This is a genomic window from Nostoc sp., assembly GCF_036917655.1.
Classification (GTDB): Bacteria; Cyanobacteriota; Cyanobacteriia; order Cyanobacteriales; family Nostocaceae; genus Nostoc.
In genome coordinates this window covers 120,013-132,073 of sequence record NZ_JBALCY010000001.1, presented here as the reverse complement: position 1 = coordinate 132,073, position 12,061 = coordinate 120,013, and the positions used below count along the sequence as shown (strand labels likewise).

Here is a 12,061-nt window from a genome sequence, read left to right as displayed (position 1 = left end):
ACGTTCAATCGGTGAGGGGGAACTCATGCAACAGCGAATAGTCCGCACTTCTTTCTCTACGAGACGCAGCGCGTAGCTTGCTTCCACGAAGTGGTCATGCAGAAGATGTAGCCCATATCCCGAAAGCTACAATCATCGAAATTATAGGGAATATCCATTGAGAACGGTTGAACCAACGAGTGAAGCAGAATTTTTTGTGGTCATTTTTCATCGCAGTTAGCATCTAAGTTAAGGAATTTGAGTAAAGTTCATTCCTTTTATTTCAATCTGAGAGTGCTGTAAAACTCTAGGTTTGACAAATTGATACCTCTTTATTAAGACTATCCTTAACTAAGATGGACGTGAGCACGATCATTAAGGTTGCCGTTTAATTGACAACACTCAGTCCTGAGTGCTGAGTGCTGAGTTGAGTCAAGTAATCTTGCACCAGGCGACTGGAAGTCACGGCTACACAGGCAAAACCCGCCTACGCGGGTTAAAAGCCTTGATCTTACCTCTTTTTGCCTAAAGTTCGCCACCACGTAAACTTTGTGGGGAATTCCGCGAAAGAGGTTAAAACCCTACTGCTGCTTATGTTTCATTCAATCTTGCATTATCCTGTCTTGCCCTGTTCAAAATTCTAAGTTGTTGAGTTGGATCTTTGTCAGTCCCTCCCATTTTGCCATGATGCCAACCCATGTTACGGGTGTAACTACCCAGTAAGTTTTGGGTAATTAACTGTTCTGTATCAACCTCATCATCCAGTTCGGCATAAGGCGACACATAAAGCGCATCAACAGGGCAATACAACTCGCACAAAAAACAAGTCTGACATTCTGATTTACGAGCAATTACAGCTATTCCATCGTCTCCAGAATCAAAGACATCGCGCGGACAAACTTTTACGCAGATATCACAGCCGATACAGCGATCGCTATCAACAATTTCAATCATTACGCTACCTCTTGCAACTGATTTTCTGCGGCGACAACCACAACATCATCGATACCACTGCTAAATATTCTTCTTGTTTGTTGCACGTCAGTTTTTGTAAAATCTGTGCGTCGGTGCATTCCTCTACTTTCTTTACGTGCATCCGCACTCGCCCAGATCCAGCGAGCTGTGGCCGCCATCGCCGCAGCTTCCCGTGCGCGTAGAGCATTGCGACCTTCACCTACTAGATAATCACGAATATCTGCCCATACTGCATCCAAACGTTGACGTGACAGTGCTATCCTCGCTCCAGAACGAAAGAAATTAACATCAAGCGGCAAGGTTTCAGCCTGAACAGCACTAATTGCTTCCGATATTAGCTCATCCTCTAGCGGCTGTTTACGGGGACGCAAACCTGCTTGACCTAAACCACGAACCAAGTGTGTCCCGGCTTTGTCGCCTAAAGAGGCAGCAAAAAGTGCTGCGGCGCGACCACTCCAAGTCCCACTAGCAATTGCCCAGGATGCATTAGGGCTTCCCCCTCCTGAAACTGCCCCTGTAAGATTTTCCCGCGAGGCTGCATCACCGGCGGCATAAAGTCCGGGCACTTTTGTAGCGCAATCATTGTTGATGATTTCCAGCCCACCTACGCCGCGAACAGTTCCTTCGGAGCGTAGCGTCACTGGGAAGGGTTGCTGGAATGGATCTAAACCAATCCTCTCAAATGGTAGAAAGCAGTTAGGTTGACCCTGGCGCAACCATTCATGTTCGATAGGGTTGCCGCGATTCATCAGGGCATACACTTTTTCACCCGCAATCAACTGGCGCGCAATACGTACAGCTCGGTCTTCCCCAGTTTCCGGTAAGGGAGAGCCATCCTCCAAATAAAAACTGGCGAAGGTAAAGGTCAATCCCTTGGTCACGGAAGTATGAGCCGGTGACAAGCCATATTGTGAGGAAAATTCCATTCCAGATAGCCTGACTCCTGCCTCTGCTGCCATGAGATAACCATCACCTGTATTACCATCGCAACCTAGTGCATGAGACACAAAAGCGCATCCGCCAGTCGCCAGCACAACGGCACCTGCCCTGACTTCCCAGCGATTCCCAGTGCGCGGATGAATACCTGCTGCACCTGTGATCGCACCATCGTCCGAAAGTAGTTCGAGTGCGGGATGATGGTCGAGAATGCTTACACCAGCTGTGATCGCTCTCTGCCGCATGAAGCGCATATAATCTGGCCCGCGCAAGTTAGCACGGTAGGGATTGCCCTGCTCATCAAAAGGAAAAGGATAGCCGTTATCCCCTAAATCATCTAAACCTATTTGTGCCTGCTCAATCACACGCTGCAACCAACGGCGATCGGCAAGTCCTGATGAGCGAGACAGCCGACGCTCAATTTCTGCATCACGTTCTGCGCCTTTGGGAAGATACCACGTCCCAGTATTGGATGGAGCTGTTGCCCCTGATGTACCGCAATATCCCTTATCCGCTAGGACGACACGGGCACCTTGCTTTGCTGCTGAAAGTGCTGCCCAAGTGCCAGCCGGCCCACCACCCAGAACTAAGACATCAGTGGTAATTACACTCTGTGCTGCCGAGACTTGAAAAGTTTTTGTATTCATATCATCGCTGTATAAATTTGTTTAGTATCCTGTTTCCTTATTGACTACATTCCGTAAAGGCTTATTGCCTCGGTAACGTTCTAAGTTATCAAGGAACAAGTTGGTAATGCGTCCTTTCAATGCTGGGGAAATTGCGGAAGTATGAGGTGTAATAAAGAGGTTAGGCAACGACCATAGAGGGCTTTCTGGCGGTAAGGGTTCAATAGAAACTGTGTCTAATCCTGCACCTGCAATCCAGCCTTCAGTGAGAGCCTTAGTTAATGCTGATTCATCCACAACTGCACCGCGACCGACATTAATTAAATAAGCATGACTGGGTAGCGATGCCTTCGGCGGGCTACGCCAACGCAGTACAGTTTCATCAATTAAGGCTTTGGTTTCTGGTGTTAGAGGTGTCGCCACAATTAATAGTCAACTTCTAGCAACAATGCGTGCCATTCATTTGTGCCGACGATTTTATCAAAATTTGTTAGAGGTTCTGGACGACGACGACCACCCCAAACTCTCGCTCCAAATGGTTTTAGTTTGACCACGGGTTAATCCTTCAGGCTAAATAGTCAATGGGTATGGAGACAATGGCACGAAGAAAATGTGAAACCGGGCTACGCCCCGCTACGCTAACGCCTGGGCAGGGTGTTGGGGCAGGGTGTAGTGTTAATAAACATTCACGCTCACGCTTGTGAAACAGAGGTTACTTCTTTATGTCCCACACCCCAAAACTAGGTGCTTGTTGCTCATAATAAATTCTCCAAAGTTTGACCCAGAGTGTGGTGTTCGCACTTTTTTAGTTCCTGTGTCTTGCCATTAAGTGCAAGCAATATATCAAAGGAAGCGATCGCCACTGAAAGTATAGTACTATAAATCGATAAGTTTACCGTATTATATAATTAATCAACAAAGTTGTTTCTCTCCTACAATGCTGGATTGCTCATGCTGGCTCACTATTTACATCTAAAAATCAATGAAAGCCTAGATTGTTAGCTTTGCTAAGTTTTTTAAAAAAAGGCTAAAAATTTGCGTTTCTTAATCCTAGTTATCTTCATTTGGCAACTTACTGAGTATCGATAAGGAAATTTATTAAAATGACGCAGAAACTTGCCCAAACGCAATACCCTGTTCTTGACTTGATCCAGAGTCGTTGGAGTCCTAGAGCTTTTGGCGATCGCTTAGTTGAGCAGGATAAACTACTCTCATTGCTAGAAGCAGCTCGTTGGGCACCTTCTTCCTACAATCATCAGCCTTGGAGCTTTATTGTTGCCACCAAAGATGACTCAACGGAATACAATCGTCTACTTAGTACCTTGGTGGAGTTTAATCAAGGATGGGCGAAAAATGCTCCGGTACTGATACTTGCAGTCGCTAAAATCCTTACTGACGACGGGAAAACAAACAGACACGCATTTCATGATGTCGGACTAGCGTTAGAAAACCTGATCCTTCAGGCGACTTCTCTTGGTTTATTTGCCCATCAAATAGCGCGATTTAATGGAGATACCGCGAGAGAAATATACCAAATTCCAGAAGACTATGAGCCTGCAACTGTGGTGACAGTTGGTTATCCTGGCGATCCCCAAAGCCTCCCTGATGGACTACGCGATCGCGAACTGGCTCCCCGTCTCCGCAAGCCGTTGAAAGAATTTGTCTTTATTGGACAGTGGGGACATACCTCAGCCTTATTGAAAGACTAAAGATCGAGGCTGAAGTATGTAGATACATTCGACATACTCCAAAGCAGAACGTGAAGGAAATTTACAAAAAAGAATTACTATAATATGACCCAAGAAAATTGGGCTGCGGTCGATCGCTATATCACCGACTTGTTTGTTCAGCCCGACCTCGCCCTGGATACAGCGCTGCAAACTGCTGCCGATGCAGGGCTACCACCGCACAATGTGTCACCCAATCAGGGCAAACTGCTGTTGCTGTTAGCGCAAATCCAGAAGGCGCACACCATCCTAGAGATTGGTACACTGGGTGGTTACAGCACGATTTGGCTAGCGCGATCGTTACCTGCTGACCTTAACCCCAGTCTCCCATATATGGGTACTTTATTAGACATATCCTTAATATAAACATTATGAGATAATTAAATAGTTGAATATGAATTAAAGTGCATATAGTATGAAAACACCTTTAGAAATAATAGAGTCACATCCTCATGAATCAAAAAGATTAATAGGTATTGAATACGAACATTTTTTAGCATTAGCAGAGTTAGCAGAAAAAAGACATTTAGACAAACAGGCGTTTATTGAAAAAAATAAAATTCAGGTAAGAAAAAGATGCATACTCTGAAAAATCAATTTATTGTTTTACCAAATGGAGAAGATATCGTTGATGTAATAGTTGGAAAACTAGAAAAAACAAGTGATATTAATTTATTTAGAGCCAGCCGCGATAAATTTGACCCTAAACAAAAATTTTTAGGAGATAAAGCTTATAAGGGGGATGCTGCAATAGCAACGCCTCATAAAAAGACTAAAAAAGCCGAAATTACTGAGCTACAAAAACAAGAAAATAAAGAATTATCTTCCAGAAGAATAGGTGTTGAACATCTCATAGGTCGAATCAAAATATAGAGTAATTAATTTTTGTGATTTAGAGGCGAAAACCGAGTTTCGCTTAGTTACTAATTTACCAGCGTTAGGAGAGGCTGCCGTTAGTGATGATGCAATTAGGGATATTTATCGATTACGTTGGGGAGTTGAATTGTTGTGGAAGTTTTTAAAGATGCACTTAAAACTTGACAAATTAATTACTAAGAACGTCAATGGTATCACTATACAAATTTACGTTAGTTTAATAGCTTATCTAATTTTACAGATATTATATATCCCACAACAATCGGGACATACGCTATTAGATAAATTCCGCTATTTACAATCTTGTATGTGTCAGAAAATCAGTTATGTTCATTGGTTTGAGGAGATGATGTCATGTTGACTATTTTAGGCAAAAGAAGAGTTAGTCTAACTAGATATGTAAAGTTTTGTATTAGGATTCAACATTTCTGGTTTACTGGGTACTATCCAATTATTCTTTATCCACCACTAGTAAGAAGTTTATACACTAAAGATTCTAAAAGTCGGGAGTATCTGAAAGCTTCGTTTCAAGGATGCGTTGAATTACCAAATGGAATTGCTACAGCCAAGCAAGGTATCAGTTAAAAGCAATTTTTTCGCCATTTACTGTGTACGTTTTTAGAGAATCTTATCTGTCAAGCGGTGGAATTTGAAATTCCTGGTTCGTCTCGACGTTACTCAGCTGATTTTATCTTTTACCATCAATCTTCTGGGTTAGCTCTCGATATTGAGATTAAGGTTTCAGATTTTGCGTTGCCGAAAGTGACGAAAGAGGGCTAACAGCAGTAGTAATTTATTTCCCATCAGAGGAATAGCGTCCAGCACTCATGTAAATATTCTCATCATGAGAATTGCTGTATAGTTTGAGGTATGCCAGATTATACTCTCAAGAGTTGCTCTATGATTACTCTACCTGGTATTACCATCCAAGACAAGATATACGAAAGTTCCAACTCTTTAGTGTATCGGGGCATCAGAGACGATGGAGTAGCGATCGCCGCAAAAATACTCAAGCAAGATTATCCGTCTCCTCAAGAACTGACCCGCTACAGACAGGAATATAAAATTACTCGTTTCCTCAACTTGGAAGGAGTTATCAAGGCATACAGCCAGCAGGACTATCAACGCACTCTCGTGATTATCTTAGAAGATTTTGGCGGAGAGTCCCTAGAGCAATGGATGCACAAGCGCCCAGAGAACTTCTGCCCCATGCCCTTATCCACTTTTCTTGGTCTTGCGATCGCCCTCACAGACATTCTAGGTAGAATCCATGCAGCTAGTGTCATTCATAAGGATATCAATCCGGGAAACATTGTTCTCAATCCAGATACTGGCGTTGTCAAAATCATTGACTTCGGGATTGCTACCCAATTTAATCGGACGAATCCGACTTTCAAAAGTCCTCATGTGTTAGAAAGCACACTCGCCTACCTGTCTCCAGAGCAAACGGGGCGGATGAACCGTTTACTCGATTACCGCAGCGATTTTTACTCCCTTGGTGTAACGTTCTACGAACTTCTAACTGGACATCTGCCGTTTCCCACAACAAACATCCTTGAGCTAGTCCATTGTCATATTGCTAAAGCGCCTGTTCCACCTTACGAACTGAATGCAGCGATCCCTAAAGCAGTTTCAGATATCGTTTTGAAACTGATGGCGAAAAACGCAGAGGCTCGCTATCAGAGTGCTTGGGGAATCAAAGCGGATTTAGAATTTTGTGCTTACCAAATAGAAGAAATTGGTCAAATTGGTAACATTCAACTGGGTCTTCAAGACGTTTGGGATCAGTTTCAAATTCCCCAAAAACTGTATGGACGGGACAAGGAAGTTGCAATGTTACTGGCGGCTTTTGACCGCCTTGCTTCTTCACAAAACCATGCACAAAACACTTCAAAACAGCAATCAACAGATCACTCAACATTCAAAGTCGAAATGATGTTGGTATCTGGCTACGCTGGAATTGGGAAATCTGCGTTAGTACAGGAAATTTATAAACCCATTACCCAAAAGCGCGGTTATTTTATCTCTGGTAAATTCGACCAATTTGGGCGCAATATTCCCTACAGTGCGATCGCGGATGCCCTGCAAAAATTGGTGCAGCAACTACTCGGTGAATCAGACGAACAAGTGCAACATTGGCGATCGCACCTTCTAACAGCTTTGGGAACGAACGCACAAATTATCATTGATATCATCCCGGAAGTGGAATTAATTATCGGCAAACAGCTGCCTGTACCCTCCGTTGGAGCCGATGAAGCTCAAAATCGCTTTCATCGAATCTTTGGGCAGTTTTTGCGGGTATTTTGTTCAGAGTCACATCCCCTAGCGATCTTCTTAGATGATTTGCAGTGGATAGACTCAGCAACGCTGAAGTTAATCGAACTGATGCTGCTGGATGAGCAAACCCAATTTCTATTTTTGATTGGAGCCTATCGAGATAATGAAGTAAATCCAACGCATCCACTGGTATTAACATTAGAAAGACTGCGAAAACAAGGGGCAGTGCTTCAGGAAATTATCTTAGCACCTTTAACGCTTGAGGCGTTATCTCAGTTAATTGCCGAGACGCTACATCAGAATGCAGATACCGTTCGTGCCTTAGCTGAGTTAGTGTTGCGTAAAACTGAGGGCAATCCCTTTTTTGTCAGTGAATTTTTGAGAATGCTGTATAGCGAAAATTTATTGACCTTTGATGCTGAACATCTAAGCTGGGAGTGGAACATTGCTCAGATTCAATCCCAAAACATCACCGATAATGTTGTGGAGTTGATGCTTCGCAAGTTAAAGAAACTACCAGAAGTCACACAGCAAATTCTCCGTTTAGCCGCTTGTGTCGGGGCTGAATTTAATTTAGATACTTTATCGATTGTTTGTGATCAAACTCCTAAAGCGGTTTTCCGGGATTTACTAGCAGCTATCCAAGTTGGCTTAATTGAACCTCTATCTGAATTAGACGAAGACTTGTTGATTCAAGAGTATAAGTTTTTGCACGATCGCGTGCAGCAAGCAGCATATATTTTAATTGATGAGTCGCAGAAACAAGTTGTTCATTTACAAATTGGTCGTAATCTCCTCAGCAAAACCTTGCAGGAGCGACTATCAGACAGGTTGTTTGAAATTGTTGATCATCTTAATCATGGGATTGAGCTTGTCACAGATCAACCCGAACGCAATGGAATGGCGAGATTAAATTTAATTGCAGGGCAGAAAGCAAAAGCTGCGATCGCCTATATTGTAGGGAAAAAATATTTAGCCACAGCAAGAGTTTGGCTGGCAGCGTCTAGTTGGCAAACAAACTATGACTTGACATTAGATTTATATTTAGAAACAACAGAATTAGCGTATTTGTGTGGCGATTTTGAACAGGTAGAATACTGGGTGGCGAGCGTTGTCCAAGAATCTAAAACGGTTCTCGATAACGTCAAAGTTTACGAAGTCAAAATTCAAACCTACATCGCCCAGAACCAACTATTAGAAGCAATCAATACTGGATTGCAAGTTTTGCAGCAACTGGAGATCAGTTTTCCCAAACAGCCCAGTCAGTTAGATATTCAGCTTGAACTAGACGCAATCACATCACTCTTGAGTGAGAAACAGATTAAGGACTTGCTCCATTTGCCGGAATTGACTGAGCCAGACAAGTTAGCAGCAATGCGAATCCTATCTAGAATTACGATTGCGGCCTGGATTGCCGCTCCTGATTTAATGACCTTACTGGTATCTAAACAAGTCAGCTTGTCATTCGAGCATGGAAATTCGTTTGCATCTTCCTTTGCTTATGCCAACTTTGGATTAGTTCTGTGTGGAAAGGTCGAAGACATCGAGACGGGCTACAAGTTTGGACAGTTAGCTTTAAGGCAGTTGTCACAACCTAAGTCCCATTCACTCAGAGCTAGAACATCGCTCATCGTGAATACCTTCATCATTCATTGGAAAGATCATGTGAGAGACACATTACAGCCATTAGTAGAAGCCTATCAAAGTGGGCTAGAAACCGGAGATTTAGAGTTTGCTGCCTATAGCGCTCACTCTTATTGCTTTAACTCCTATGTTGTCGGAAACGAACTCGTGGAGGTTGAACACGAGATGAGGGAATACAATGAAGCAATTCGTCAAATCAAACAGGAAACAGCACTAACCTGGAATCAAATATTTCATCAGGCGATCGCAAATTTGATGGGATACTCGGTCAATCCAACCCGTTTAGTTGGCAAATTCTACAATGAGGAGAATGGATTGCCACAACACGAAGCAGCAAATGATGGAACTGCTATCTTTAATGTCTATTTCAATAAACTTTTCCTGTGCTACCTATTTTCTGACTATGCTCAGGCAGTTGAAAACTCAACCATAGCAGAACGTTATTTAATCCGAATAATAGGCACACCTATTGCGCCTTTTTACTACCTATATGATGCTTTGACAAGACTCGCAATATATTTTGAAAGCAGTACTCAAGCGCAAGAGGGAATCCTCAAAAAAATTGCGGTTAGCCAGAAGAAAATAAAGCAATGGGCACATTACGCGCCCATGAATCATTTACATAAATATTATTTAGTGCAAGCAGAGACAGCACGAGTTTTGGGTCAGTTGCTTGAGGCAGAAGAATTCTACGAGCAAGCCATTCAAAGGGCTAAAGACAACGAGTATTTGCAAGAAGAAGCATTAGCATACGAATTAGCTGCTAAACATTATCTGGCAAGAGGTAGAGAAAAAATCGCCCAAACTTATATGAGGGAAGCACATTACTGCTACGATCGCTGGGGAGCAGCTGCAAAGGTCAAAGATTTAGAAACTCGATATCCACAGCTATTTCCTCAGTCGTCGGGCATGGCTTTTGCACCAATCCCCAAAACTTCTGGAACCACCTCTAATCACTCACCCATCGCTTTCGACTTAGTAGCAGTCATGAAAGCTTCCCTTGCGATTTCTAGTGAAATTGAACTGGATAAGTTACTCAGTTCCTTGATGAAGATATTAATCGAAAATGCTGGCGCACAAACAGGATTTTTGATTTTGGAAAACTCAGGAGAATGGGTGATTGAAGCTTCTTGTGAACTCAATGAGGGTGAAAATACCTGTGCTACGCGAGTGCTGCAATCCATTCCAACTGTAAATAAACTGCCTGAATCAATTATTCATTATGTGATTCGGACTCATGAATCTGTCATCTTAAATGATGCAACTCGTGAAGGTAATTTCATCAACGAGCCATATATTCAGCATCATCAGCCCCAATCAATTTTGTGTTTACCGATGCTGAATCAAGGTAAGCTTATCGGTGTGTTGTATTTAGAAAATCAATTAGCGGCTGGGGCGTTTACACCGGAGCGAGTCTCCTTCCCTGCGGGAGGCTCTGCCAACGGAGACGCTACGCGAACGCAAGTTTTGCATCTGTTATCAACCCAGGCAGCAATTGCGATCGAAAATGCAAAACTCTACTCAAAGCTACGAGCTAGCGAAAGTCAGATGACTCAATTTCTAGAAGCGATTCCGGTAGGAATTGGTATAGTCGATGAGACTGGTCGCCCTTACTACGCTAATCAACGGGGAATTGAGTTAATGGGCAAAGGGATTGACCCCGCCGTGCCACCGGATCAAATTGCAGAGGTTTATCAATTTTATCAGGCGGGAACAGATCAAATCTACCCTACTGAAAAACTGCCAGTCATCCGAGCGTTAAACGGCGAACGCACCACTGTTGACGACATAGAAATTCGCCAAAATAACGCCACCATTCCAGTTGAGGTATGGGGGACTCCAGTTTTTGACGAACAGGGCAAAGTGGCTTATGCGATCGTAGCCTTTGAAGATATCACGGAGCGCAAACAAGCAGAAAATCTCTTAGCGAATTACAACCGCACCTTAGAGCAACAGGTCGCAGAACGAACAGCAGCGTTACAGAAAAGCGAAGCTGCACTGCGCGAGCGAGAACAGGAATTACGACTAATCACCGACGCTCTGCCTGCTTTGATCAGCTACGTAGATGCAAATCAGCGCTATCGGTTTGTCAACCGCACTTATGAGGTCTGGTTTAACCTTAGTCGAGATAAGATTTTGGGCAAGTCTGTTCATGATCTCATGGGTGAGACGATTTATCAACGGTTTGAGCGGTATATCAATCAAGTGTTTGAAGGGCAAACTGTAACCCTGGAAGCAGAAATTCCCTTTTCGCTTGGTAAAAGGTGCATCAGTGCTACCTTTATCCCCGATTGCGATTGCCCAAGGGGCAGCGCCAAAGGCGATCGCAATGCTCAAGTGAGAGGCTTCTACAGTCTCATTACCGACATTAGCGATCAAAAACGAGCCGAACACGCCTCCATTCTGGAAGAACGCAACCGCATGGCGCGAGAAATTCACGATACCCTGGCACAGTCTTTCACAGGCATTCTGCTCCAAGTGGGAGCGGCAACGCAAGTGCTAGCGGACGATCCCGAAGTAACTCAGGAACATCTGGAAATGATTGATGAACTGGCACGAACAGGGCTTTCTGAGGCGCGGCGATCGGTGGCAGCACTACGCCCTCATCTCTTGGAAGATGGGAATTTACAAAGTGCCCTTCATCGCCTTGTGACTCAAATGAGAGCGGCTGCCGATACATCTCTGATCTACGAAATCAAAGGCACAGCCTATTCAATGCCTGCCGAGGTTGAAAATAACTTACTACGAATTGGACAGGAAGCATTAACCAATGCCATAAAATACGCTGATGCTGGCGAAATTCGTGTTGAGTTGGTGTATGACAATGCCCAATGTATCCTGCGCGTTAAAGACGATGGACGGGGCTTTGGGGTTGGTAGCATCCCATCTGTTGGCGGATTTGGATTGCTGGGAATGAGCGAGCGGGTAGAACACCTTGGAGCACAGATGACGATTCAGAGCCAACCTGGACAAGGAACAGAAATTGTTGTCATTGTAAATCGAGAGTAAAAATAATTAATA

At 43.7% G+C, this 12,061-nt stretch carries 7 protein-coding genes and 2 pseudogenes; 6 read left to right on the top strand and 3 right to left on the bottom strand.

The genetic code is table 11. The features are described from left to right. Positions 1-570: 570 nt before the first annotated feature. The 3 genes and pseudogenes from V7K30_RS00680 to V7K30_RS00670 all read right to left on the bottom strand — a co-directional run. Positions 571-933 (bottom strand): 4Fe-4S dicluster domain-containing protein, encoded by a 363-nt coding sequence (locus V7K30_RS00680; RefSeq protein ID WP_334996135.1) that lies wholly within the window; start codon positions 931-933, stop codon positions 571-573. After that, complete coding sequence (locus tag V7K30_RS00675) at positions 933-2,537, bottom strand: FAD-binding protein (RefSeq protein WP_334996133.1); 1,605 nt, start codon at positions 2,535-2,537, stop codon at positions 933-935. Before V7K30_RS00675 ends, V7K30_RS00680 begins: the two co-directional genes overlap by 1 nt. Positions 2,538-2,558: 21 nt before the next feature. Continuing rightward, positions 2,559-3,064, bottom strand: a pseudogene (locus V7K30_RS00670) (NAD(P)-dependent oxidoreductase); the annotation flags it as partial. Positions 3,065-3,619: 555 nt separating this feature from the next. On the opposite strand from V7K30_RS00670, the gene V7K30_RS00665 reads away from it, so the two are divergent. From V7K30_RS00665 to V7K30_RS00640, 6 genes and pseudogenes are all read left to right on the top strand, one after another. Beyond that, entirely contained in the window at positions 3,620-4,225 is a 606-nt protein-coding gene (locus V7K30_RS00665) for a nitroreductase family protein (RefSeq protein WP_334996132.1), read from the top strand. A gap of 84 nt (positions 4,226-4,309) precedes the next feature. Beyond that, positions 4,310-4,609, top strand: a complete 300-nt coding sequence (locus V7K30_RS00660) for an O-methyltransferase (protein ID WP_334996131.1) — start codon at positions 4,310-4,312, stop codon at positions 4,607-4,609. 49 nt (positions 4,610-4,658) lie between these two features. Beyond that, complete coding sequence (locus V7K30_RS00655) at positions 4,659-4,832, top strand: hypothetical protein (protein ID WP_334996129.1); 174 nt, start codon at positions 4,659-4,661, stop codon at positions 4,830-4,832. Continuing rightward, positions 4,820-5,116 carry a transposase family protein gene (locus V7K30_RS00650; RefSeq protein WP_334996127.1) on the top strand — a complete coding sequence of 99 codons (297 nt, stop codon included), beginning with the start codon at positions 4,820-4,822 and terminating at the stop codon, positions 5,114-5,116. Before V7K30_RS00655 ends, V7K30_RS00650 begins: the two co-directional genes overlap by 13 nt. Continuing rightward, positions 5,112-5,480 (top strand): annotated as a pseudogene (locus tag V7K30_RS00645) (transposase); the annotation flags it as partial. The gene V7K30_RS00650 and the pseudogene V7K30_RS00645, both read left to right, overlap by 5 nt. A 539-nt stretch (positions 5,481-6,019) precedes the next feature. Next, positions 6,020-12,049: an AAA family ATPase gene (locus V7K30_RS00640; protein WP_334996125.1), complete on the top strand. Its 6,030-nt coding sequence runs from the start codon at positions 6,020-6,022 to the stop codon at positions 12,047-12,049. The last annotated feature ends 12 nt before the right edge of the window (positions 12,050-12,061 follow it).